General features: G+C 71.6%; 23 protein-coding genes and 1 tRNA gene. 11 read left to right on the top strand and 13 right to left on the bottom strand.

What is annotated here, in order from left to right; genetic code table 11:
• Window positions 1-70: 70 nt before the first annotated feature.
• The 5 genes from ACZDYF_RS10360 to ACZDYF_RS10340 all read right to left on the bottom strand — a co-directional run bounded on the left by ACZDYF_RS10360 (window position 71) and on the right by ACZDYF_RS10340 (window position 6,475).
• A complete protein-coding gene (locus tag ACZDYF_RS10360) occupies window positions 71-3,169 on the bottom strand; it encodes a Na+/H+ antiporter subunit A (protein ID WP_475056220.1) in 3,099 nt (1,032 codons plus the stop codon).
• A gap of 259 nt (window positions 3,170-3,428) precedes the next feature.
• Window positions 3,429-4,067: a PadR family transcriptional regulator gene (locus ACZDYF_RS10355; protein WP_475056216.1), complete on the bottom strand. Its 639-nt coding sequence runs from the start codon at window positions 4,065-4,067 to the stop codon at window positions 3,429-3,431.
• A gap of 78 nt (window positions 4,068-4,145) precedes the next feature.
• Window positions 4,146-5,237: a hypothetical protein gene (locus tag ACZDYF_RS10350; protein WP_191789810.1), complete on the bottom strand. Its 1,092-nt coding sequence runs from the start codon at window positions 5,235-5,237 to the stop codon at window positions 4,146-4,148.
• Between the two features lie 65 nt (window positions 5,238-5,302).
• Window positions 5,303-5,878, bottom strand: a complete 576-nt coding sequence (dcd, locus tag ACZDYF_RS10345) for a dCTP deaminase (RefSeq protein ID WP_030151112.1) — start codon at window positions 5,876-5,878, stop codon at window positions 5,303-5,305.
• A 60-nt stretch (window positions 5,879-5,938) separates the two neighbouring features.
• The gene (locus ACZDYF_RS10340; protein ID WP_475056208.1) at window positions 5,939-6,475 is read right to left on the bottom strand and encodes a TM2 domain-containing protein; all 537 of its coding nucleotides are present in this window, start codon (window positions 6,473-6,475) and stop codon (window positions 5,939-5,941) included.
• Window positions 6,476-6,612: 137 nt separating this feature from the next.
• Here ACZDYF_RS10340 and ACZDYF_RS10335 point away from each other — a divergent pair.
• Window positions 6,613-6,686 (top strand) — tRNA-Gly (locus ACZDYF_RS10335).
• Between the two features lie 84 nt (window positions 6,687-6,770).
• Here the strand turns inward: ACZDYF_RS10335 and ACZDYF_RS10330 are convergent.
• Window positions 6,771-6,965 (bottom strand): hypothetical protein, encoded by a 195-nt coding sequence (locus ACZDYF_RS10330; protein ID WP_191789812.1) that lies wholly within the window; start codon window positions 6,963-6,965, stop codon window positions 6,771-6,773.
• Window positions 6,966-7,117: 152 nt separating this feature from the next.
• Here ACZDYF_RS10330 and ACZDYF_RS10325 point away from each other — a divergent pair, with 152 nt between their 5' ends.
• The 3 genes from ACZDYF_RS10325 to ACZDYF_RS10315 are packed head-to-tail and all read left to right on the top strand — an operon-like array spanning window position 7,118 to window position 10,489.
• On the top strand, window positions 7,118-7,522 hold the full coding sequence (locus ACZDYF_RS10325) for a TOBE domain-containing protein (protein WP_191789813.1): 405 nt from the start codon (window positions 7,118-7,120) through the stop codon (window positions 7,520-7,522).
• Window positions 7,519-8,367 (top strand): molybdate ABC transporter substrate-binding protein, encoded by an 849-nt coding sequence (gene modA, locus ACZDYF_RS10320; protein ID WP_475056205.1) that lies wholly within the window; start codon window positions 7,519-7,521, stop codon window positions 8,365-8,367. Before ACZDYF_RS10325 ends, modA begins: the two co-directional genes overlap by 4 nt.
• 37 nt (window positions 8,368-8,404) lie before the next feature.
• Entirely contained in the window at window positions 8,405-10,489 is a 2,085-nt protein-coding gene (locus tag ACZDYF_RS10315; RefSeq protein WP_475056203.1) for an ABC transporter permease, read from the top strand.
• Here the strand turns inward: ACZDYF_RS10315 and ACZDYF_RS10310 are convergent.
• The 5 genes from ACZDYF_RS10310 to ACZDYF_RS10290 all read right to left on the bottom strand — a co-directional run bounded on the left by ACZDYF_RS10310 (window position 10,474) and on the right by ACZDYF_RS10290 (window position 16,280).
• Window positions 10,474-11,712 (bottom strand): AGE family epimerase/isomerase, encoded by a 1,239-nt coding sequence (locus ACZDYF_RS10310; protein WP_475056201.1) that lies wholly within the window; start codon window positions 11,710-11,712, stop codon window positions 10,474-10,476. The two genes, ACZDYF_RS10315 and ACZDYF_RS10310, sit on opposite strands and share 16 nt — an antisense overlap.
• Window positions 11,713-11,810: 98 nt before the next feature.
• Window positions 11,811-12,725 (bottom strand): carbohydrate ABC transporter permease, encoded by a 915-nt coding sequence (locus ACZDYF_RS10305; RefSeq protein WP_191789816.1) that lies wholly within the window; start codon window positions 12,723-12,725, stop codon window positions 11,811-11,813.
• Window positions 12,722-13,627: a carbohydrate ABC transporter permease gene (locus tag ACZDYF_RS10300; protein ID WP_475056199.1), complete on the bottom strand. Its 906-nt coding sequence runs from the start codon at window positions 13,625-13,627 to the stop codon at window positions 12,722-12,724. The genes ACZDYF_RS10305 and ACZDYF_RS10300 overlap by 4 nt, the downstream gene beginning before the upstream one ends.
• A gap of 182 nt (window positions 13,628-13,809) precedes the next feature.
• Window positions 13,810-15,099, bottom strand: coding sequence for an ABC transporter substrate-binding protein (locus tag ACZDYF_RS10295; protein WP_191789818.1), 1,290 nt, complete (start codon window positions 15,097-15,099; stop codon window positions 13,810-13,812).
• A gap of 170 nt (window positions 15,100-15,269) precedes the next feature.
• A complete protein-coding gene (locus tag ACZDYF_RS10290) occupies window positions 15,270-16,280 on the bottom strand; it encodes a LacI family DNA-binding transcriptional regulator (RefSeq protein WP_475056196.1) in 1,011 nt (336 codons plus the stop codon).
• A gap of 382 nt (window positions 16,281-16,662) precedes the next feature.
• Between ACZDYF_RS10290 and ACZDYF_RS10285 the strand changes: the two genes are divergently transcribed.
• The 3 genes from ACZDYF_RS10285 to ACZDYF_RS10275 all read left to right on the top strand — a co-directional run bounded on the left by ACZDYF_RS10285 (window position 16,663) and on the right by ACZDYF_RS10275 (window position 20,514).
• A complete protein-coding gene (locus tag ACZDYF_RS10285) occupies window positions 16,663-18,231 on the top strand; it encodes a GmrSD restriction endonuclease domain-containing protein (protein ID WP_475056194.1) in 1,569 nt (522 codons plus the stop codon).
• A 90-nt stretch (window positions 18,232-18,321) separates the two neighbouring features.
• Entirely contained in the window at window positions 18,322-19,032 is a 711-nt protein-coding gene (locus tag ACZDYF_RS10280; RefSeq protein WP_475056191.1) for a CatB-related O-acetyltransferase, read from the top strand.
• A 276-nt stretch (window positions 19,033-19,308) separates the two neighbouring features.
• The gene (locus tag ACZDYF_RS10275) at window positions 19,309-20,514 is read left to right on the top strand and encodes a tyrosine-type recombinase/integrase (protein ID WP_475056189.1); all 1,206 of its coding nucleotides are present in this window, start codon (window positions 19,309-19,311) and stop codon (window positions 20,512-20,514) included.
• Here ACZDYF_RS10275 and ACZDYF_RS10270 read toward each other — a convergent pair.
• Entirely contained in the window at window positions 20,511-20,957 is a 447-nt protein-coding gene (locus ACZDYF_RS10270) for an ImmA/IrrE family metallo-endopeptidase (RefSeq protein ID WP_475056187.1), read from the bottom strand. The genes ACZDYF_RS10275 and ACZDYF_RS10270 overlap by 4 nt on opposite strands.
• Before the next feature lie 8 nt (window positions 20,958-20,965).
• The gene (locus ACZDYF_RS10265; protein WP_364075414.1) at window positions 20,966-21,346 is read right to left on the bottom strand and encodes a hypothetical protein; all 381 of its coding nucleotides are present in this window, start codon (window positions 21,344-21,346) and stop codon (window positions 20,966-20,968) included.
• A 262-nt stretch (window positions 21,347-21,608) separates the two neighbouring features.
• On the opposite strand from ACZDYF_RS10265, the gene ACZDYF_RS10260 reads away from it, so the two are divergent.
• The 4 genes from ACZDYF_RS10260 to ACZDYF_RS10245 all read left to right on the top strand — a co-directional run bounded on the left by ACZDYF_RS10260 (window position 21,609) and on the right by ACZDYF_RS10245 (window position 22,561).
• Window positions 21,609-21,824, top strand: a complete 216-nt coding sequence (locus ACZDYF_RS10260) for a hypothetical protein (protein ID WP_475056184.1) — start codon at window positions 21,609-21,611, stop codon at window positions 21,822-21,824.
• 88 nt (window positions 21,825-21,912) lie between these two features.
• On the top strand, window positions 21,913-22,038 hold the full coding sequence (locus ACZDYF_RS10255; protein WP_475056182.1) for a hypothetical protein: 126 nt from the start codon (window positions 21,913-21,915) through the stop codon (window positions 22,036-22,038).
• A gap of 11 nt (window positions 22,039-22,049) precedes the next feature.
• Complete coding sequence (locus ACZDYF_RS10250) at window positions 22,050-22,367, top strand: hypothetical protein (RefSeq protein WP_475056179.1); 318 nt, start codon at window positions 22,050-22,052, stop codon at window positions 22,365-22,367.
• Window positions 22,364-22,561 (top strand): hypothetical protein, encoded by a 198-nt coding sequence (locus ACZDYF_RS10245; protein WP_475056177.1) that lies wholly within the window; start codon window positions 22,364-22,366, stop codon window positions 22,559-22,561. The genes ACZDYF_RS10250 and ACZDYF_RS10245 overlap by 4 nt, the downstream gene beginning before the upstream one ends.
• The last annotated feature ends 137 nt before the right edge of the window (window positions 22,562-22,698 follow it).

Below are 22,698 nucleotides of genomic sequence, written 5' to 3'. Positions count from 1 at the left end.
CGCGCCACGTCGGCGGGGTCGACGTCCGCGGCGGGCAGCAGGAGCGGCGCGAGCAGGTGGTTCGTCAGGCTCATCGTCGCCCCCCTCCGATCTGGTCCGGTTCCATCGCTTCCATGGGTCCTGCGTCCTCCCGGGCGGAGGCTTCGGCCTGCCGGTCGATCTCTGCGCCGAGGGTGCGCAGGATGTCGAGCACCAGGCCCACGACGACGAGGAACACCCCGACGTCGAAGAACAGGGACGTGACCAGGTGGACGGTCCCGATGAGCGGCAGGCTGATGTCGATCGCGGTGCTCAGCAGGACGCTCTTGCCCATGAACAGGCCGATCAGCCCGACCCCCACGGACAGGAACAGCCCGGTGCCGAGCAGCAGGCCCGGGTGGACCGGCGCGGCCTCGCCGAGCTCGTACCGCCCGCCGGCGAGGTATCGCACGATGAGCGCGATCCCGACGACGAGCCCGGCCGCGAACCCGCCACCGGGTGCGTTGTGCCCCGAGAACAGCAGGAAGATCGCGAACACGATCATCGAGTGGAAGAGCACGCGCGTGACGACCTCGAAGATGACCGACCGCCGCTGCGGGGCGAGCGTCCGCCCGGCGCTGAGCCACACGAGCATGCGCGGCTGCTTGCCCGCCTCGGTGGCCTGGTCGACCCCGCGACGGCGCAGCGCGGCCCCCGGGTCCTCCTCGTTGGCCCAGATGCCCGGGGTGGTCGCGCCCGACGACGTCGCGTCGCGCTCGCGCAGGATCTCGCCGCTGCGGGTGCGCAGGAAGACGAGCGACGCGACGCCGGTCGCCGCGACCAGCAGCACCGAGATCTCGCCCATGGTGTCCCACGCACGGATGTCCACGAGCGTCACGTTGACGATGTTCTTGCCGTAGCCGTGGATGAAGGCCTCGGCAGGGAAGTCGAGCGAGATGGGGCTCGCGACGCGGGCGAGCGGCACCGTCAGGGCGAAGCCCATCATGACGACGCCCACCGCGACGCCCAGCCCCAGGCGTACCCACCGCGACGCGACGAGCGGGCGGTTGGAGAAGTAGGGAGGCAGGCGGCGCAGCACGAGCACCATGACGACGAGCGTGATGGTCTCGACCAGGACCTGGGTCAGCGCGAGGTCCGGCGCACCGTGGAGCAGGAACAGCATCGCGTTGCCGTACCCGGCGATCCCGACGAGGATCACGGCCTTGAGGCGGCGACGGGACCGGGCGGCGAGGATCGACGCGACGCAGATGGCGGCCACCGCGGCGACCTGCGCCGGGCGGTCCCAGGGCTTGACCTGCTCGGGCCACTGCCCGCCGACGAACATCAGCAGACCGGGTCCGGCGACCAGGACGACGAGGATCGCACCGAGGTAGAACGGCAGCGAACCACGCTGGGTGACCGCGGTGACGTCGGCCGCGACCTCGTCGAGACGGCGCATGATCCGGCGGTACGTGCGGTCGGCCTCGGGGCCCGTCCACAGGGACGCCTGGAACCGCTCGACCGCGTTGCGCTGCCAGAACAGCACGGCACCGACCCCGAGGATCAGGACCGTGAGCCCCAGGGCGGGGGTGAAGCCCGCCCAGAGGACCAGGTGGCCCGGCTCGCCGACCGGGTACGTGTCGGCGTAGGGCGCGAGCAGGTCCTCGCCGAAGTGCGGCACGAGGGCCGTCGCGAGTCCGAGGAGGGCCAGCACCAGGGCCGGCCACACGAGGAGCGCCGGTTGCCGGTGGATGCGCGCGGGGTCGATCGGGGCGTCGTCGGGCGCGAGTCCCGGGCCGCGCTGGATGGCGGCAGCCGGCGGCGTGGACGAGCCCTGCGCGGCTGCGTCCTTGGTGACGGCCTCGACCCGGACGTGCTCGTTGGCACGAGCCACCGCCGCGGCGACGTGCCGCTTGGTCGCGAACGCTCCCCAGAAGAACCGCACCCCGTACGCGACCGTGAACATCGAGCCCACGACCACGCCGATCAGCACGACCGTGTTCACCCAGGCCGGCCCCTCGCCGTGCAGGAGCGACTCGAGCGCGGCCTCCTTCGCGACGTACCCCGCGAGCGGGGGCAGGCCGATCATGGACGCGGTCGCGAGCCCGCCGGCGAGCGCGGTCAGGGGCAGCGCGCGCCCGACGCCCGTCAACCGGCGCAGGTCGCGGGTACCCGTCGCGGCGTCGACCACGCCGACCACGAGGAAGAGCGACGCCTTGAACATGGCGTGCGCGCCGATCATCGCGAGGCCCGCGAGCGCGGCGGACCGCGTCCCGAGGCCCACGAGCAGGACGATCAGGCCGAGCTGGCTCACGGTGCCGAACGCCAGGACGAGCTTGAGGTCGTGCTGGCGCAGCGCCCGGTAGCCGCCCAGGAGCAGCGTGCCGACGCCCAGGACGATGACGATCGTGCGCCAGACCGTGGTGTCGGAGTACGCGGGGGCGAAGCGCGCGACGAGGTAGACACCGGCCTTGACCATGGCCGCGGCGTGCAGGTAGGCGCTGACCGGGGTGGGCGCGGCCATGGCCGCGGGGAGCCAGAAGTGCAGCGGGATGAGCGCGGCCTTGCTCGCCGCACCGGCCAGGAGACAGACGATCGCCGCGGTCACGGCGCCCCCCGTCGGCGGGTCCGCGATGATCTCCGAGAGGCGGAACGTCCCTCCTTGGACCCCCAGGATCACGACGCCCACGAGCATCGCCAGACCACCGGCCGTGGTCACGACGATGGCCTGCATCGCGGCGCGCCGGCTCGCCTTGCGGTCCGCGTAGTGACCGATCAGCAGGTAGGAGAAGACGGTCGTGAGCTCCCAGAAGACGAACAGGAGCAGCATGTCGTCGGACGTGACGAGGCCGACCATGGCTCCCGCGAACGCGGTGAGCACGGCCCCGAAGCGGCCGAGTCCCGAGGCGGTGGGAGAGAAGTAGGCCGAGCAGTACACGAGGACCAGCGCGCCCACGCCACCGACGAGCAGCAGCATGAGCCACGACAGGGTGTCCATGCGGAAGGCGAGCTCGAGCCCCAGGCCGGGCACCCACTGGGTGACCTCGGTGGGGTGCACGCCGTCCATGACGCGCGTGGTCCAGCTGAGGGCGTAGACAGCGGCGGAGGCGGGCGCGAGGGCCATCACCAAGAACGCCTTGCGGCCCAGCACCGACACGAGTGCGGGCGCGCCGAGTGCCATTGCCAGATGCGCAACGAGCAGATAGAGCACGTCCGCTCCGTCCTGGTCGGGGGCGGGTGGGCGAGAACACGGACCGCCGGCGCCGCGCGGACCGACCGTTCCTGCTCGACGGCGCGCAGGTGGAGGACGGCCCGGAGACACACCGGGTCCGGTAGGTATTTTACCGTTCGACGAGGCCCTCAAGACCACGCGACGCCCCGTGGACCGGTGGGAGATGTCACAGGTTCAGCGGGAATGCACCGGCGAGCCACGGTTCGGCCACCGACCGGCACGAGCCACCGGAGGCCGGCTACAGGGCAGGGACCGCCTCGTCGACCGCGCTCGTCCCCCAGGCGTCGAGGCCGCGCAGCGTGCCGTCCCCCAGGCGACGGACCAGGACCTCGGTGTACCGCAGCTCGGCGAGGAGCAGCGCGAGCTCGTACTCGGTCTCGGCGGTGAAGGGGGCCGGGGCCTCCTCGACGCGGCGTTCCAGGTCGTCCTCGAGCCGGCTGACGGCGACCCGCAGCGCCACGAGGCGGGTGCGCAGGAGGGTGGCGGCGTCGTCGGGCGCGAGGACCTGCATGAAGCTGAGCGCCGCCATGAACTGCGGGAACTCCTTGACCGGGGTCTCGAGCAGGCTTCGCATCCAGTCGTCGACCTCCTCGCGCCCGGCCCCCGTGAGCCGGTAGACGGTCCGCTGGGGCCGGTTCCCGTCCTGCTCGGTGCCCGCGGGCTCGATGAACCCGTCGCGCACCAGTGCCGTGATGACCGAGTAGAGCGAGCCGTAGTTCAGCCGGACGGACTCGTCCTTGCGGCCGTCCTTGAGCACGCGCGCGATCTCGTAGGGGTGCATGGGCTTGTCGCCGAGCTGGGCGAGGACCGCGAGCGCCAACGGGTTCCCGCGGCGGCGGGCCGTGGCCGCGCTGCTGCGCACTGCACCCTCCGACATGCCCACCTCGCCCTGTTCACCCGATTCCTGCCGGCCGGTCGAGGGTATGCGGGGCACGGATGAGAGCGCAACCAACCCTCAGACGTCCTGCGGGTCCACCAGGAAGTCGGCCTCGTCGGCGATCTCCCCGCCCACGGCCGCGTAGAGCGCCCGGGTCACGGTCGCGACGAGCTCGGCAGCACGCTTGCGCGCGATCTTCAGCTCGAACGACGGCACCTCCATCTGCGCCTCGACGAGGTCCCGCGGCTCCCAGCGCACCCGGTACGCGACCGCGCCCTGCGACGCCCACGGCAGGTTGCGCAGCAGCAGCGGCAGCTGCTCCTCGCCACCGACCTCGACGGCCACGAGGCCGTCGACGCCCATGTCGATCACGAGCCCGTACCCGTCGAGGATCTTGCCGCTCGTCAGGGCCGCGATGTCGATGTCGTCCGCCTGCGCGTGCAGCGCCCGCCGCAGCTCGGGGTCGAACTTCTCGCCCCGGAACAGCGGCATCTCCCCGATACCCTGCGGCGGCCCCTGGTACGGGCTCCCCTCGGTCGCGAGCACCACCCGGGGGTGCACGGCCCCCACGACGGCCACCGCCGCCTGCGGGTCGAGCCACACGTCCGAGAACACCGACATGTTCACGGCGACGCCCGGGTCCGGGGTCAGGACCACCGCCGGGGACACCGGGTTGCCGGCATCGACCCGGATCGACCCGCCGAGGCGGCGCGCGACCTCGACGAGCCACGCGATCACACGCTCTTCCTCACGCGTCGGCAACCCGGACGCGAAGGCCCGCCCGACACCGTCGCGGTCTCCACCACCAGGGATCGGGGCGTCACCACGGTCGCGGGGACACACGACGTCGAACACCTGCTCCGTGCCCGGCGGCAGGCCGGGGTTGACCCCGTCTGCCGACCACGGCGAGTACGGTCCGGTCAGCGTCGTGTGCCGCGAGGTGCGCAGGACTCCCGGCTCGCCCGGCCTGGCCGTGCGGGGCGCCGGCGTCAGGGGGTCCGTGCCCGACGGCGCCACGTCCCACCGCGCGCCCGCGAACCTGGACACGGCAAGGGTCTCGACCTCGTCGACCTCGACGTCCCCCGGCAGCGCGAGCAGGTGCCGCGCCTGGTGGGCCTGCGCCGACGACGCGGGGAACGGCTGGAGGGTCGGGCTGGTCGGTTGCGACACGGTGGGTTCGGCCTCTCTGCGGTGACGACGTCCGATCAGGCGGGCTCGATCGAGCCGGCTGGGGATCACACGTCGGTGCGGTGGAAGTTCTGCCAGGAACGCGAGGCCGTCGGCCCGCGCTGGCCCTGGTACCGAGAACCATAGATCGACGATCCGTACGGGTGCTCCGAGGCCGACGACAGGCGGAAGAAGCACAGCTGGCCGATCTTCATGCCCGGCCACAACGTGATCGGGAGCGTCGCGACGTTGCTCAGCTCGAGCGTCACGTGACCGCTGAAACCCGGGTCGATGAACCCGGCCGTCGAGTGCGTGAGGAGACCGAGGCGGCCCAGGCTGGACTTGCCCTCGAGACGGGCCGCGACGTCGTCGGGCAGGGAGACCTGCTCGAAGGTCGCGCCCAGGACGAACTCGCCCGGGTGCAGGATGAACGGCTCGCCCGGCTCGACCTCGACCAGGCGCGTCAGGTCCGGCTGGTCCGTCGACGGGTCGATGAACGGGTACTTGTGGTTGTCGAACAACCGGAAGAATTTGTCGAGCCGCACGTCGATGCTCGACGGCTGGAGCATCGCAGGGTCGTAGGGGTCCAGGCGGACCCGCTGGGCGTCGATCTCGGCAGTGATGTCGCGGTCGGAGAGGAGCACGGGGCAACCGTACTCCGCACCGGCGGGGCGCCGGTGCGGAGTATCGGGCCGCGGGGTACGTCAGCTTCGCAGCGGGCGGCCCGTGGAGTCGACCGAGTACTGACCGCTCTTGGACGTCAGGTAGAGGATGCCCTCGACGAGACCCCAGATCCCGACGAGCGGCGCCAGGAAGCCGAACGACAGGACCGAGATCAGCAGCATCGCCACGCCGATCCCGGTGTACCCGAGGTAGAAGCGGTGGATGCCGAGCGACCCTAGGAAGATGCCGAGCAGACCGGCCGCGAGCCGCGACTTCGCGTTCGGGTCCTCGTAGTAGCCCGGCTGCTGGGCGCCGTACGCGCCGTACGGCTGCTGGTACCCCTGCTGATAGCCCTGCTGAGGCGCGCCGTACCCGTACCCGGGCTGCTGGGCGTAAGGGTCCGCGCCGTAGGCCGGCTGCTCGCCGTACGCGGGCTGCTCGCCGTAGGCCGGCTGCTGGGCGTACGGGTCGGTCGGTGCGCCGTACGCGGGCTGCTGCGGCGCCCCACCGTACGTGCCGTACGGGTCCGCTCCAGCCGCAGGATCGGTGGGCTGCTGCTGGTACGGGTTCTCGGACAAGACGCCTCCTCAGGCAGTGCTCGGGCACAAGATGCTGGCATCCTGGCCCGACGTGGGTATGATCGTGGACGCACGCCGGTTCCTCACCGGCTCGCACCGGCCGGAGACGGCCCGCGAGCTGCAGGGTTCCACGTCACGCGGATGTAGTTCAATGGTAGAACTTCAGCTTCCCAAGCTGATAGCGCGGGTTCGATTCCCGTCATCCGCTCCACACGTCGAGAGGCCCCGCACCTGCTGGTGCGGGGCCTCTCGCGTTCGCCTCCGGACGGACCGACGCTTCCGCCCCGCGCCGCCGTCACACCTCGTCGCGCGTACGGGACCGGACGACGGCGCTCCCGACGCCGACCAGCACGGCCACGCCGCCCAGCACCACGAACAGGATCGGGGACTGCGGTCCGTCCTTGCCGGTCAGCGCGGCGATCCCACCGCCCAGCGCCCAGACGGCGCCGATCACGATCAGTGCGAGCGAGCTCCAGTACCGACGAACCACGAGTCCTCCGATCTTCCCCGCGCACCGGTGCGTGCGCACCGCCCGAGCATGCCACGCCCGGGCCGCCAAATAGGGCATATGTGCTGGAACCGGTGCTCAACCGTCACGCGACCAGTCCGGCAATCCGCATCTGCGGGCCTATAGTCGTCCTCATGCCGCACTATCGGATCAGGGAAGCAGCCGACCTGCTCGGCGTCAGTGACGACACCGTGCGGCGCTGGGTCGACGCCGGAGACCTCGACGCGACGCTCGACGGCTCCGGTCGCAAGGTCGTCGACGGCGCGCAGCTCGCCGAGTGGGCTGTGCGCACCGCGCAGTCCGCGCCCGACCCCTCGGGCGTCGCCCGCTCCGCCAGGAACCGGTTCGTCGGCATCGTCACCGGCGTCGTCAGCGACACCGTGATGTCCCAGGTCGAGATGCTGTGCGGTGGACAGCGCGTCGTGTCCCTCATGAGCACCGAGGCCGTCCACGAGCTCGGTCTCGAACCGGGGAGTCTCGCCGTCGCCGTCGTCAAGGCCACCACCGTGATCGTCGAGACGCCAGGAGGCCTCGCGTGACCCGCACCATCGTTCCCCGCGCCACCCCCCGCACCACGACGCATCCCGCCGCACGCCCCGCCCTGCGCACGCTCACCGCGGGGACCACCGCCCTGCTGGTGGCCGCGCTCGCGGGGTGCGCGGCGCCGTCGAGCACGGCGGACCCCGGAGACACCGGCTCCGCGCCCGCCGCCGAGCAGACGCTCACCGTGCTCGCCGCCGCCTCGCTGCGCGACGTGTTCGCGGACCTCGCCACGGGCTTCGAGGCCGACCACGACGGCGTGACCGTCGCCCTGTCGTTCGCGGGGTCGGCCGACCTCGCCGACCAGCTCCTCGCCGGGAGCCCCGGCGACGTGTTCGCGTCGGCAGACACCACGAACATGGAGCGCGTCGTCGAGGGCGGCGACGCCGCCGACCCCGTGGTCTTCGCGACCAACACCCTCACGGTCGTCGTGCCCGCCGGGAACCCTGGCGGCATCACGTCGTTCGCGGACCTGGCGCGCGAGGACCTCAAGGTCGTCGTGTGCGCCGCCGAGGTGCCCTGCGGGGCCGCGACCGCCAAGGTCGAGGCCGCCGCCGGGACCACCGTCCACCGCGTGAGCGAGGAGGCGAGCGTGACGGACGTGCTCGCCAAGGTCACGGCCGGGGAGGCCGACGCCGGGCTCGTCTACGTCACCGACGCGACCCTCGCGGGCGACGACGTCGAGGTGGTCGACGTCCCCGAGACGAAGACCGTCCTGAACACCTACCCGATCGCCGTGACCTCCGGCGCCGCGGACGCCGCACTGGCACAGGAGTGGCTCGACCTCGTGACCGGGCCCGTCGGCCAGGCCGCGCTCGCGAAGGCGGGCTTCGGGGCGCCGTGAGGCCCGACGACCCCGCGAGGACCAGGGAGGCCACCTGATGCGCGGGCTCCCCCGCTGGGTCCTGGCCCCCGCGATCCTCGGGGCCCTGTTCGTCGTCGTGCCCGTGGTCGCCATGGTCGCGCGCCTCGACGTCTCCGGGGGCCTCGGGGGGATCTGGGACCTGCTCACCTCACCGACCGCGACCGACGCCCTGTGGCTCTCGGTGCGGACCTCGCTCGTCGCGACCGGGTGCTGCGTGCTGCTCGGCGCACCCATGGCCCTCGTCCTCGCGCGGACCACGTTCCCGGGGCAGCGCGTGGCCCGTGCGCTCGTGCTGCTCCCCCTCGTCCTGCCGCCCGTCGTGGGAGGCATCGCGCTGCTCTACACGTTCGGACGGCGCGGGCTGATCGGCCAGCACCTGTCCGTCCTGGGGATCGAGGTCGCGTTCACGACCACCGCGGTCGTCATGGCGCAGACGTTCGTCGCGCTGCCGTTCCTCGTGCTGAGCCTCGAAGGGGCGCTGCGGACCCACGACGCGCGCTACGAGGAGGTCGCTGCGACGCTCGGCGCCTCCCCCACGACCGTCCTGCGCCGCGTGACCCTGCCGCTCGTCCTGCCCGGGCTCGCGTCCGGGGCGGTGCTCGCGTTCGCGCGCGCCCTCGGGGAGTTCGGCGCGACCATCACGTTCGCCGGGGCGCTCCAGGGCGTCACGCAGACCCTGCCGCTCGAGATCTACCTGCAGCGCAGCGCAGACCCCGACGCCGCGGTCGCACTGTCGCTCCTGCTCGTGGTCGTGGCCGTGGTCGTCACTGCGGCCGTGCACGGAGGGCCGTTCGGCCGCGAGACCCCCGACGAGGGGGACGGGAAGCCGGCCGAGGGGGACGCGATCTCGGCCGACGGCGACGGGTCGCGTCACCCCCGACGGACCGGTGCGTCACCCGCGGCGGGCGGGTCCGTCACCCTCGGCGCGCCGGTGCGCGTGCGTGTCCGCCTCGCGGAGCGCGGCGTCGACCTCGACCTCACGATCGAGCCCGGCCAGGTCGTCGCGGTCCTCGGCCCCAACGGCGCCGGGAAGTCGACCCTGCTCCAGGCCGTCACCGGCCTCCTCCCCCACCGGGGCCGCCCCCGGTCGGGGCGCCCCGACGAGCTGCGCGTCTCGATCGATGGCACCGTCCTCACCGACACCACGCGCGGCACCGCAGTCCCCCCTCGGCGTCGCGGCGTCGGCTGGCTCACGCAGCGACCGCTGCTCTTCGCGCACCTCGACGCGGTCGACGACGTCGCGTTCGGGCTCCGCGCCCGCGGTGCGACCCGGCGTGAGGCCCGGGCGCAGGCCCGCGAGCGCCTCGCGACGCTCGACGCGGAGCACCTCGCCGGGCGCCGGCCGCGCGAGCTCTCCGGCGGCCAGGCGCAACGGGTCTCGATCGCGCGAGCGCTCGCGACCGACCCCCGCGTCCTGCTGCTCGACGAACCGCTCGCGTCGCTCGACGTCGGGGTCGCGCAGCAGGTGCGTCGCGCCCTGCACGACGCCCAGCGCGCGCACCCCCGCACGACCCTGCTCGTGACGCACGACCTGCTCGACGTCCTCCTCCTCGCCGACCGCGCGGTCGTCCTGGAGGGCGGCCGGGTCGTCGAGGACGGGCCGGCGCGCGAGGTCCTGACCCGCCCGCGGTCGCGGTTCGCGGCGCGCCTGGCGGGGATCAACCTGCTCGCGGGCACCGCGACCGACGACGGCGGGCTGCGGCTCGGCGCGGGAGGTGACGCAGCGACCGGCACGAGCAGCGCGGGCACCGTCCTCACCACGACGCAGGTCGTGGCCGGGGTCGTCGCCGACGACGAGGGCCTCGTCGCGGGGGACACCGCGGTAGCGATGTTCGAGCCCCGGGCGGTCGCCGTCCACCGCGAGGCGCCGTCGGGCAGCCCGCGCAACGCCTTCGCGGTGACGATCACGTCGCTCGAGCCGCACGGGCAGCTCTTCCGGGCCTGGGGAGAGGCGACGGGACCGCGCGAGGTGCGCGACGCCGTCGGGCACCTCGCCGCCGACCTGACCCCGACGTCCGTCGCCGACCTGCGCCTGGCACCTGGCGAACGCGTGTGGTTCGTGGTCAAGGCGGCCGAGGTGCAGGTCTACTCCACGCGCTGAGCGCGCCAGGCGCGGACCGACTCCGCGAGGCTCCCCGTGACCGGCACGTCCGCGAGGAGGAGCGCCTGCCCCGCGTGGTAGACGTCGGGCTTGCCGCCCCACACCTCGGCCGACGGCCGGTTGTGGGCGTCGAGCTCGTGGTGCCACGAGCCCCGCTCGACGTCGACGAGGTGAGACCGCGCGTACGCCCACCAGTCGTCGGCGAGCCGCGCGTACCGCTCCTCGCCCGTGACCCGGGCGAAGACCTCGGCGGCCGCGATCGCCTCGGCCGCGACCCAGTGGAAACGGCGCTGCTCGACAGGCCGCCCGTACCAGTTCACGGTGTAGACGAACCCGCCCTCCTCGGGGTCCCAGCCGTCGGCCGCGGCGCGGTCGAACAGGTGGCGGGCGGCGTCGAGGCGGGCCCCCGGTGCGAAGGCGACCCCGGAGTCCTGCGCCGCGTCGAGCTGCAGCAGCAGGCGCGCCCACTCGAAACCGTGGCCCGGCGTCGATCCGTACGGCTTGAACTGGTCCGTGGGGCGGTCGACGTTGAGCTCTGGCTGCGGCCGCCACGCCGCGTCGAAGTGTTCGACGACCCGCCAGTCGCTCTCGGCGGCCCAACCGACGACCCGCTGCGCGATCGCGCTCGCGCGCTCGAGCCACAGGGCGTCGCCGGTCGCCGAGTGCGCGGCGAGCAACGCCTCGACGCCGTGCATGTTGGCGTTCGCCCCCCGGTAGGGCGCGCACACGGTCCAGGCACGGTCCCACTCGTCCCGCAGCATGCCCTGGTCCGCCTCCCAGAACTCCTGGTCGAGGATGCGCAGCGCGTCGTCGAGCAGCTCGCGCGCCCCGGGCCGTCCCGCGATCGTGGCGCTCGACGCGGCCAGGACCACGAACGCGTGCGCGTAGGCGCTCTTGGTGTCGTCGACTATGTCGCCCGGCCCGCGCGAGGCGAACCAGCCGCCGTCCACGGGGTCGGCGAGGTGGCTGCGCAGCCCGTCGAGGGCCCGGTCCGTGAGCGTGTCGGCCCCGGGCACCCCGAGCAGGGTCCCGAGCGCGTACACGTGCGCCATGCGTGCGGTGATCCACGTGTGCACGGGCTCGCGTGCGTCGGGGACACCGTCGGCGTCGAGCCACCGCGCCCCGCCGTCGGGCCCGAGCGACGCCTGCGCGAAGGCGAGCAGCCTGCGCAGCTCGTCGTGACGCCACGCGGCCCCGCCCGTCGTGCGTGCCGGCTCGTCCATGACCGTCATCGTTCCCCGTTCGTCGTCCTTGTCCGAGATCTTCCCCGGACGGGCCTCTGCTCGTCGAATGCTCGTCGAATGCCCGTCGAATGCCCGTCTCAGCCCTTGACCGACCCGGACATGAGCCCACCCATGAAGTACTTGCCGAGCAGGATGTAGACCAGGAGGGTCGGGAGCGAGGCGAACAGCGCCCCCGCCATCGAGACGCCGTAGTTCTGCAGCAGCGCACCGTTCGCGAGGTTGTTGAGCGCGAGCGTGACCGGGCCGTTCTGGCTCGAGGAGAAGAACACCGCGAAGAGGAAGTCGTTCCACGCGGACGTGAACTGCCAGATCAGCACGACCACGAAGCTCGGGATCGACAGCGGCAGGACGATCGACCAGTACGTGCGCAGCATGCCCGCCCCGTCGACGCGCGCGGCCTCGATGAGCTCGCTCGGGACGGTCTGGTAGTAGTTGCGGAAGATCAGCGTCGTGATCGGCAGGCCGTAGATCACGTGCAGCACGATCAGCGTCGGGATGCCGCTCGGCAGGTCGAGGCTCAGGACGAGCTGGTTGAGCGGGATGATCACCGCCTGATACGGGATGAACATGCCGAAGAGGATGAGCGTGAAGACGAGGTTCGCTCCCCGGAACCGCCAGCGTGAGAGCACGAACCCGTTGAGCGACCCGAGGAACGCCGAGATGAGCGCGGCCGGGATCACCATCTGGAGCGTGCGCAGGATCGCGGGTGACAGCGCGGTCCACGCGGCCTGCCAGTTCTCCGTGGTCCACACCTGCGGCAGGTTCCACGCGCGGGTCGGCGCCGCGTCGCCCGGTCCCTTGAAGCTCGTGACGAGCAGGACGTAGACGGGCACGAGCACGACGAGCACGAACAGGATCAGGAGCGCGTAGCGCAGCGTGCGGGCCACGGAGAACCGCTCGACCGGCTTCTTGCGACGACGCGAGCCGGCGGCGCCGGACCCCGAGCCCGAGCCCGGTGCGGTCGCCTCGACGGGGGTGGTGACCGTGGTCATCGGATCTTCTCCTTGCGGTTCAGGGAGATCAGGTAGGGCACGATCACGAGCGCCACGATGATGAGCAGGATCGCGCCCACCGCGGCCGCGTTCGCGTAGTCGAAGCTCGACTTGAAGACGTACATGTCGACCGCGGGGACCTTGGTCTGGTAGTTCGAGGGCTTGGAGATCGACATGATGAGGTCGAACGCCTTGAGCGACATGTGGCCCACGATGATGAGCGCGGACAGCGCGATCGGGGTGAGCTGCGGGAAGAGCACGTAGCGGTAGAGCTTCCACTCGCTCGCGCCGTCGATGCGGGCCGCCTCGCGCAGCTCCTCCGGGATGCCGCGGAACCCTGCGAGGAAGAGCGCCATGACGTAGCCGGAGAGCTGCCAGATCGCGGGGATCGCGATGGCCGCGATGCCGAACGTGACGTTGTTCCACCAGTCGTTCTGGAGCGCGTCGAGCCCGATCATCTGGAACAGCCGGTTGAGGCCGCTCGCCTTCGCGTCCTGGTTCGAGTTGAGGAGCCAGCGCCACACGACGCCCGAGGCGATGAACGAGACCGCCATGGGGAACAGGTAGACGGCGCGGAAGAAGCCCTCACCCTTGACGGGCTTGTCGAGGAGCCAGGCCCAGACGAAGCCGATGACCATGGTGCCCACCAGGAAGACCACGGTGTAGATCAGCAGGTTCAGCAGCGAGTGCTGGAACTCCGGGCTCGCGAGCAGGTCGAGGTAGTTCTGGAAGCCGACCCTGGACACGGGCGCCTGACCCGTGGACTGTGCGGCCTTGTGCATGTCCGTGGTCGAGGTCGAGAAGTTGATCGCGATGAGGCCGTAGACGAACACCCCCACCAGGATCAGGGACGGGGCGACGAGGAGCAGTGGCGGCCCCCAGCGTCGGGCGGAGTGGATCACCGGTGATCCTCCAAGGGTGCGGGCACGGTCCGGGGCGCTCGCCGCGGGGGTGCGGGAGCGCCCGCCGACCGGTGCGGCGGGGAACGAGGCGGTGCGGCGGGACGCCGCGGGTACGGGACGTGACCGGGCGGTGCCCGCCGCGGGGCTGCGCGAGCAGCTCCGCGACGGGCCCGCCCCGCGCCCTACTCGGCGGCGGCAGCGGCCAGGTCGGCCTGGTACTGCGCCAGGTCGGAGGCGCCGGAGGTGAATTTGCTCGTCGCGTCCGAGACGGCGTTGAGCACGGCGACCGAGGCGGCTGCGCCGTGCGCGAGCGACGGCACGATCGTGTCGTCCGCGAACGAGGTGATGGCGGTCTGCTGGTACTCGGAGAAGTCCGTCGGGTTCGCGTCGGTGCGGGCCGGGATGGAGCCCTTGGCCTTGTTGAACGCCGTCTGGCCCTCGAGGCTCGAGACCGTCTCGATCCAGGCCTTGGCACCGTCGGGGTTCTTGGCTCCCACGGGGAGCGTGAACGAGTCGGCGAGGAATCCGAACATGCCGTCCGTCCCGGGGACCGGGAAGTAGGTGAAGTCGGTGCCGGCCGTCTTGCCGGCCTCCTCGAACGCCGCCACGGCCCAGTCGCCCATGACGTTGAACGCGGCGTCGCCGTCCATGACGAGCTGGGTGGCCTCGGGCCAGTCCAGGCCGTCGCGGTCGGTGTTGGTGTAGCTCATGAGCTTCTCGAAGTCCTCGAGCGCGGCCGTGACCTCGGGGCTCTCCCAGTCGGTCGTGCCGTCCCAGAGCCCGTTGTAGGCCTCGGCACCGAGGTCGGCCATGAGGACCGTCTCGAGCAGGTTGACCTGGGTCCAGGTCTGGCCGACCGAGAGGGCGGTCTTGCCCGTGGCCTGGACCGCGTCGAGGGCGGCGAACCAGTCGTCGAGGGTCGCGTAGGTCGCGGCGGGGTCGAGGCCCGCCTCGGTCAGGACCGCAGGGTTGGCCCAGACCATGTTCGAGCGGTGGATGTTGGAGGGCATCGAGTAGATCTTGCCGTCGACCGTGAGGAGGTCGATGAGGTCCTGCGGGAAGACGTCCGTGACCCCGAACTCGTCGTACAGGTCGGAGATGTCCTCGATCTGGGCGGCGTCGATGTAGTCCGTGAGCTCTGCGCCCGCATGGGCCTGGAAGGTGTCCGGCGGGTCGTTGGCCTGGAGCCGGGTCTGGAGCAGGTCCTTGGCGGCCGATCCGGCGCCGCCGGCGACCGCGCCGTTCACGAAGGTGTAGTCGGGGTGCTGCTCGTCGAAGACCGAGACGAGGGCGTCGAGGCCGGCCTTCTCGGAACCGGCGGCCCACCAGGTGAAGACCTCGACGTCACCGCCTGCGGCATCCCCCGAGCCACCCGAGGTGGAATCGCTACCAGAGTCGCCGCTGCAAGCCGCGAGGGCCAGGAGGGCTGCGGTGCCCACCAGTGCCCCGGCGACGCGTAATCCGTTACGCATGGGGTCCTACTTTCGTCGTTGACAGCGCTGTCAGGAACAGGTCGAACCTAAGACCGCACCTCTCCCCCTGTCAAAGAGGTACGCCGAATCGTTACCTGCGAGAGACATCCGCGGGGGTCGAAGAGGACGACGACGACAAAGCGGCCGGCCTGACGCTCACCCCCGTCGGGTCATCGCCGGGCCGGGACCTCCACCGCCGCCAGGCGCGGCGCGATCTCCCCGGAACCCCGGGGGATCAGCACGGTCGGGACGACGCGCAGCCGGGGAGCGCCCCCGGGCGACTCGATGCGGTCGACCGCGAGGCGCGCGGCCTCCTGACCCATCGCGGAGATCTCGTAGCCCACGACGGTCACGTCGAGGACGTCCGCGAGCTCGAAGTCGTCGAACCCGACGAGGGCGACGTCGCGGCGCGCGCCCTGGACGGTGCGCAGCGCTCGGAGCGCCCCCTGGGTGATCTTGTTGTTGGCGGTGAGGATCGCGGTGGGAGGCTCGTCGAGAGCGAGGAGACCCTGGACCGCCTCACGGGCCGTCGCGGCGTCGTGCAGCCCGTCGCGCACGTAGCGCTCGGGGTCCTCGATCCCGGCGTCGCGCAGTGCGGCGACGAAGCCCTCGTGCCGTTCGCGGAACGTCCACAGCCGGGACAGGTCGCCGGCGAGCGCGATCCGGCGGTGGCCCTGCGCGAGCAGGTGCCGGGTCGCGGCGGCGGCGCCGGCACGGTTGTCGAGCACGACGGTGTCGGCCTCGATCCCGCTCGGCGGGCGGTCGAGGAAGACGACGGGCACGCCGGTCGCGAGCTCGGCGTGCAGGTAGGAGTGGTCGGTGGCCGTGGGGGCGATGAACAGGGCGGCGACGCGGCGTTCGATCAGCGCGTCGATGAGCTCGCGCTCCTGGTCCGCGTCCTCGTCGGAGCTCGTGGTGATGAGCTGGAGCCCGTGCTTGCGCAGCTCGCGCTCGATCCCGCCCGCGAGGTCCGAGTAGAAGGGGTTCGCGATGTCCCCGGTCACGAACCCGACGAGGCGGGAGCCACCGCCGCGTGCGAGGTCCGCCGCGACGGCGTTGCGCCGGAACCCGAGCACGTCGGCGGCCGCCCGCACCTTGAGGCGGGTCGCCTCGGCGACGCTGGGCTCGTTGTTGAGCACGCGGGACGCCGTCTTGAGGCTGACCCCCGCGGCCTCTGCCACCGCGGCGAGGGTCGGGCGACCTCCGCCGCGTGCGGTGCGGCCTCCTGCGGCCATGTGCACCCACCCCCGCACGGTTCGACTGGCGGGGATTCTTCCACACCCCCGACTGGCTCCGCCTCGACGTGTCGCGGTCGACGCGGTTCGGGCGGCCAGGACCGTCCGGCGCTCCTGGGCCGAGTAGACCCGATCTTGACAGCGCTGTCAAGCAGGACGCGCACCCTCCGTCGTCGCCTCGACGTGACACCGCGTCCACACCCTGCCCCGGGTGGACGCCGGACCGATTCGTGACCATCCGACGCTCTCCGCTAGCCTTCGATCGCCCTGTCGGTCCAGGACGCCGCCGGCGGGTTGCACGCAGGCGACCAGAGCAGCAGGAGGCGTCATGGGTCGCACCGCTCCGGGGTGGTACCCCGACCCCTCTGCCGCCGGTGCGGAACGGTGGTTCGACGGCGACCGCTGGTCCCAGCACACGCGCCCCGCGGTCCAGCCGACCAGCACGCAACGCCTCCCCCTCGGCGTCGGGACGCTCGGCGTCGACGCCCCCCGCCCGGCGAACCCGTCGGGTGAGAAGTCCCCCGCCATGCCGTTCGCCGAGGTCCGCCCGGCCGTGGAGGAGCAGCCCGCGTCGTACGCGCCCGCGTCGACCGTCCGGGCGCTGCCGCCGGTCCCTGCCCCGCCGGGACGGGCTGCTCGGCCCGTGTCCCCCGCAGGCCCGACGGCGTCCCGCGCCTCGGCACGCCAGCAAGCCTCGACACGCCGGGACGCCTCGACGGGGCGACCCGCCCGGCAAGGACTTCTCTCCGGGCCCGCGCTCTGGGTCGGCGGCGCGGTGCTCGTCGTGGCCCTCGCCGGGAGCGGGGTCGCCCTCACCCAGAAGGGCGGATCGGACACCCCGCCGACCCCTGTGACCTCCAGGACGACCACCGCTCCGCCACCCGTCGAGGACCCCGCGGAGGACCGGACCCCGGACTACCTGGAGGTGGCCAACTCGGCCGTCCTCGAGGTCCCGGCCCTCGACGTCGACGCCGTCGTGGCCGCAGCCCCCTCCCAGTCGGCGCTCGCGACGGTCGCGCTGCTCGAGGTCGGCGACCGGGACGTCTCCGCCGCTTTCGCGGTCGAGGCGTTCGGAGCCCGTTTCGCCGACACGGACGGCAACGGGTGCGACACCCGCAACGACGCGCTCACCCGGTCGATGTCCGGGGTCTCCTTCCGGCCCGGCACGAACGACTGCGTCGTCCTGACGGGCCTGCTCGCCGACCCGTACAGCGGCACCGACATCGCCTTCGAGCGCGGCCCGCTGTCCTCGGAGAAGGTGCAGGTGGACCACGTGGTCGCCCTGACCGACGCGTGGCACAAGGGCGCACGGACGTGGGACGCGGCACGGCGCGAGGCCTTCGCCAACGACCCGCTCAACCTCCTGGTCGTCGACGGCGCCCTCAACCAGCAGAAGGGCGACGGGGACGCCTCGGCCTGGCTCCCTCCGAACGAGGCCTTCCGCTGCGCGTACGTCGCACGCCAGGTGGGCGTCAAGTACACCTACGGCCTACGCGTGACCAGCACCGAGAAGGCGGCACTCGTCGCCGTCCTCTCGACGTGCCCGGGCGAGCCGCTGCCGAGCGGCAGCACGCTCCCTGCGCCCCGCGACCCCGTCGTCCCCCCGGTCGAGAAGCCCCGGCCGCGCCCCACGCAGACCCCCACGCCCGAGGCACCTCCCGTCGCGGCACCACCCCCTCCCGCCCCGGCACCCCCGACGCCCGAGGCGACGCCGAGCCAGGCCCCGATCCCCGAGGACTGCAAGGTCAAGGGCCTCTACGTGCGCCAGATCGACGGCGCGACCAACGTCTACTACGTGCGGGGCGAGGAGTGGAACTTCCGGGACGTCAAGGCCGACGTGTGCTTCGAGAGCCGCAAGGACGCGGAGGCGGCGGGCTTCAAGCGGGCGTGGTGGTAGAGCACCCGGTGCACTCTTCGCCGTCGGGCTGAACCGGGGCGACCCACAATTGCCTTGCCCGCGACGCACAGGCTCCGGTGCACTGGCCCGATGGACCCCACCGCACGAGACCTCTTTCCCGACTTCACCGTGGTCGAGCGCCTCGACACCTCTCCCGAGGTGCTGGACCACGCGGGCATCGTCCTGGCCCAGGGGCGGCACTCCTGGTACAGCGGTCACTACCACCAGGAGAGCTTCGCGGGCCGCGCCCGCTACCTCTTCGCCGGGTCCCCGACCTACCGAGGCGTCCCGACGGACAAGCTCGTGATCGGCAACTTCTGCCAGTTCGCGTCCGGGACCACGTTCCTGTTGGGCGGCAACCAGGGGCACGACATGGACGCCGTGACGCCGTACGGGTTCAACTTCGTCGAGGGGGCGGCCGACGCGTGGAGGCCCGTCGGCGACACGGTCGTCGGGCACGAGGTCTGGTGCGGGTACGAGTCGACGATCCTGGGTGGGGTGCACGTCGGGGTCGGAGCAATCATCGGGGCGCGCGCCGTCGTCGCGAAGGACGTGGCGCCCTTCTCGGTCATCGTGGGCGACGGGCGCGTGGTGCGCCACCGGTTCGACCCGCTGCGGCGCAAGCTGCTGTGGCGCGCCCGGTGGTGGACCTGGGACGACGAGCACGTCCGCGAGGCGCTGCCGCTCCTCCAGGGTGGGGACGTCGAGGCGCTCGCCAGGTCGGTGGGCATCACACCCGACGACGTCGCGCACGACCCGGACCCAGCCCACCTCACGGGAGCGCGGGCCGCGCTGCCGTGACCGGCGAGGCGGTCGGCCGCCCCGGCTGACCGCCCCGGAGCTCCTCGGCTCGACACTCCTCGAGAAAAGCACGAAGGCCAGGAACCTTGCGGTTCCTGGCCTTCGTGTTCTGTGCGCCCGGAGGGATTCGAACCCCCAACCTTCTGATCCGTAGTCAGAAGAAAGTGGAAGTAGACTAGGAAGAGAGGGCCATTAGGCCCCTCGATACGTCCACGACATCTTCGATAGTTCCGACTGGTCGGCTACAGTGTTGGCTACACACGGACAGGAGTTCCCATGACCGCACGACGCCGCCGCGAACACGGCACAGGAGGCGTGTACCAGCGCGCGTCCGACGGCCGCTGGATCGCCACCATCGAGGCCGGCACCACCATCAGCGGCACACGCCGACGCATCACCGTCTCCGCGAAGACCGAGGCCGAGTGCAAGGCCAAGCTCAAGAAGAAGCGTCAGGAGATCGACCGCGACGGCGCACCCGCCGCCGGAGTACACGGCAGCACCACGGTCAAGACCTGGGCCGCCGAGTGGCTCAAGATGCACGAGCGCGCCGTCCGACCGAAGACGTTCGCGACCGACCGCTCGAGCGTGGGGCGCTGGATCGTCCCGACCATCGGCCGCCGACGCCTCGCCGAGCTCACCCCCGCGGACGTCCGCCAGGTCACCACTGCCGTCAGCGACGCCGGCCGCTCGTCCACTACGGCCCGGTACGCCCAGGGCGTCCTGACCCGCATGCTGCGCGCTGCGATCGTCGAGGGCCACGCCGTCCCCCAGCGCGTCCTGATGACGAAGGCGCCCGCGAAGGCGGCATCCACGCGCGGCGCGATCCCCATCGAGCAGGCCAAGGCAATCCTCGCCATCGCCGCGGACCAGCCGGGCGGGTCCCGCTGGGTCGCCGCACTCCTGCAGGGCATGCGGCAGGCCGAGTGCATCGGTCTCACCTGGGACTGCGTCGACTTCGACCGCGGCCTGATCGACGTGTCCTGGCAGCTGCAGCAGCTCCCGTACAAGGACCGCGCCCGGGGTGTCTTCCGCGTCCCAGATGGCTACGAGGCGCGACAGCTTCGACTGTCGTGGCACCTGGTGCGCCCGAAGACGTCTTCCGGCTACCGGGTGCTGCCCATGCTGCCCTGGTTCGCGACGTCACTGCAGACGTGGAAGGCGATCGCCCCGGAGAGCAAGTACGGGTTGGTCTGGGCCCGTCCGAACGGCGACCCCCTGGATCCGCCGGAGGACAGCGAGGCATGGAACGCCACCCAGGAAGCCGCCGGCGTCGCCAAGGCGGACGGCGAGCGGTACACGCTGCACGAGGCCAGGCACACGACCGCGACGCTCCTGATGGAGGCCAACGTGCCGGACGTCGTCGTGACGTCGATCCTGGGGCACTCGAGCATCGTCACGTCGAAGGGGTACCAGCACGCCGCGGATCGGCAGACGCGTGACGCCATGGAGCAGGTCGCCAGCCTCCTGGGGCTCGGGTCCTAGCAGGCGCGTTCGACGCGGTCGAGGCGCTCAACGATGAGCGTCTTCTCTGCGTTGCTGAGGCGCGTCAGGCGGCGCCACAGGACCTCAGCTGGGACGTCGAGGTGCGCGGAGGCCATGTCGAGGTTCTGCGGGTGGAGGGCCATGGCTTCGGCGATCTCGCCGACGTCGTCGAGGAGGCGGTCGGCGGCGAGGTTGTCAGCCTCACGCTCCCACCGGATGGCGAACCACTTTCCTGGCGCCTGGTGGGTGTGGTGCCTGAGGTCGATGTGCGCTAGCTCGTGCGCGAGGGTGGCGTTGCAGTTCGCCTGGTCGAGGTCGACGTCGAGGACGATGACGTTCTCGGTGGAGATCCAGGCTCCCCGTAGCGGCGCGATCTTAGCGAGTCCGATCTTCACATCGGGGTGCCGCGCTGCTGCGTCATGCCACGGGGAGTGCCTGCCCATCCTGCCTCCTACTTGCCCTGCCTGATCTCTCGCGCTACCTGCAGCGCCCGCAGTTTGGCTGCGGTGACGACTTCGTCGCGCTCCTCGAGCGAGAGCCCATCGAGCGCGGAGGCGTCGATGTCGAGGAGGATGCCTTCCCCGACGTGTAGCGACGCTCCCACATTCGGCTCTTCGATGCCGCGCGCGACACGGTCGAGGTACCCGGGGGCCCAGTCGAAGTAGGTCTCGATCTTGCCGAGGCTGGTGGATCGCGGCCACCGCTGGCCGTTGAGGAAGTCGTTGACTGTTCCGGGGTCGAGCTTGGCTTCGCGGGCTAGGCGCGCCGGCTCGATGGACCGCTCTCGGAGGGCGGCTCGTACTGCTTCTCGTGCCTTGTCGTAGTCAGGCATGGGGAACCCCTCGCTGTGGTCACTGTGTCTCCGTCGTCTTCATGGAACACCAAGGATGTCGGTCTGAACAGTACGGAACTCTACACGGTGTGAGTGGCAAAGATGCTGGTCAACTGGGGTCTATTCGACCCTGCACAAGGCGAGTCCGGGTGAACTTCCGTCTCATCTTCCATGTTCGACGTTGACATCGTCGGATGTAAGTGGAACTATCGGAGACATCAAGGGAACAACGAAGGAGTTCCCCAGACACACGGAGTCCCCGATGCCACGCACTTCCACGAAGACCCGCCCTGTCACCCAGCGCGTGTCCCGCTCGGTGTCCACGTTCGCCGCCGCCCTGGACCTCCCCGCGTCCTCGGTCTACGACCTCATCTACTCCGGCCGGATCGAGGCCAAGCGCGCCTCCAACGCCCGAGGCGCCCGGTACCTCATCACGACGACGCCCGAGGAGTACCTCGCGAGCCTCGTCGACGCCTGACGCACCTGCTTCACCCCGCACATAGCAACGGGGCCCGGCGCATCCACCACAGACGACCGGACCCCATCACTCGAGAGGAACACTACCGATGGACAGGTACGAGAGGAACCTCGCGCTCCGCGAGGACGCCCCATCCGAGGCCGAGCTGGAGACGCTCGCGGACCTCATGGCTGACGAGGCCGAGCGCCGCTGGGAACTGGCAGGCGACCGATGAGCGCCACCCCCATGTTCCTGCTGCAGCTCGTCGAAGCGAACCACGTCGAGAACGAGTTCTTCACCCTCGGCGGTGCTGGCTTCACGACGGAGGGCGACCGCGCGGCCAACGTCGCAGCAATCTCCCGCGACTTGAACGGCCACGACTGCGAGACCGCCGACCGCTGCTACCTGGTCGAACTCCTCGACCCCCGCGACGGGTTCACGCTCGACGACGCGCTCGAGGTCTCTGAAGCGACGGCCCACGCACTGCTCGGCGTCGACGACTTCGAGCCGCTGCGCCAGGCAGAGCGTCGGACGTTCACCGCAGCCTTCGAGGCATCCCGATGAGCGGCTCGGAGGACCTGATCGACGCCGGCCGGGAGTTCACCGCAGCCCAGCTGCTCGGGATGCAAGCCGACTTCGCAGCCGCCGTCGAGAGGCGTCGCTTCCGGTACGACCAGTGCGACGCGACCTGCAGCACGGACTGCGGCCACTGCAAGGGGCAGGGCCGACCGGCTCCTCTCGCGCCGAGGGCGACGTGAACCCGCTGGGTGTGGCGATCGTCCTCGCCACCGCGACCGCCCTCACTGTCACAGCCGTGATCTACGGGGTGTCCGCTCCCCCGCTCTCCGGCGCCCAGCTCGTCGCAGCCCCCGCCCTGCTCACGGCAGCCGCATGG

Source organism: Oerskovia sp. PE-21s (assembly GCF_056158145.1).
The sequence above is the reverse complement of the archived record's forward strand: the minus strand, read 5'-3'. Positions and strand labels throughout refer to the sequence as shown.

Coding starts and splice junctions, on each gene's coding strand:
- ACZDYF_RS10355 (WP_475056216.1), bottom strand. CDS start 4,067: ATGTCGGAGGGTGCAGTGCGCAGCAGCGCGGCCACGGCCCGCCGCCGC.
- ACZDYF_RS10325 (WP_191789813.1), top strand. CDS start 7,118: ATGCCGCACTATCGGATCAGGGAAGCAGCCGACCTGCTCGGCGTCAGT.
- ACZDYF_RS10315 (WP_475056203.1), top strand. CDS start 8,405: ATGCGCGGGCTCCCCCGCTGGGTCCTGGCCCCCGCGATCCTCGGGGCC.
- ACZDYF_RS10310 (WP_475056201.1), bottom strand. CDS start 11,712: ATGGACGAGCCGGCACGCACGACGGGCGGGGCCGCGTGGCGTCACGAC.
- ACZDYF_RS10305 (WP_191789816.1), bottom strand. CDS start 12,725: ATGACCACGGTCACCACCCCCGTCGAGGCGACCGCACCGGGCTCGGGC.
- ACZDYF_RS10295 (WP_191789818.1), bottom strand. CDS start 15,099: ATGCGTAACGGATTACGCGTCGCCGGGGCACTGGTGGGCACCGCAGCC.
- ACZDYF_RS10285 (WP_475056194.1), top strand. CDS start 16,663: ATGGGTCGCACCGCTCCGGGGTGGTACCCCGACCCCTCTGCCGCCGGT.
- ACZDYF_RS10280 (WP_475056191.1), top strand. CDS start 18,322: ATGGACCCCACCGCACGAGACCTCTTTCCCGACTTCACCGTGGTCGAG.
- ACZDYF_RS10275 (WP_475056189.1), top strand. CDS start 19,309: ATGACCGCACGACGCCGCCGCGAACACGGCACAGGAGGCGTGTACCAG.
- ACZDYF_RS10270 (WP_475056187.1), bottom strand. CDS start 20,957: ATGGGCAGGCACTCCCCGTGGCATGACGCAGCAGCGCGGCACCCCGAT.
- ACZDYF_RS10265 (WP_364075414.1), bottom strand. CDS start 21,346: ATGCCTGACTACGACAAGGCACGAGAAGCAGTACGAGCCGCCCTCCGA.
- ACZDYF_RS10260 (WP_475056184.1), top strand. CDS start 21,609: ATGCCACGCACTTCCACGAAGACCCGCCCTGTCACCCAGCGCGTGTCC.
- ACZDYF_RS10255 (WP_475056182.1), top strand. CDS start 21,913: ATGGACAGGTACGAGAGGAACCTCGCGCTCCGCGAGGACGCCCCATCC.
- ACZDYF_RS10250 (WP_475056179.1), top strand. CDS start 22,050: ATGTTCCTGCTGCAGCTCGTCGAAGCGAACCACGTCGAGAACGAGTTC.
- ACZDYF_RS10245 (WP_475056177.1), top strand. CDS start 22,364: ATGAGCGGCTCGGAGGACCTGATCGACGCCGGCCGGGAGTTCACCGCA.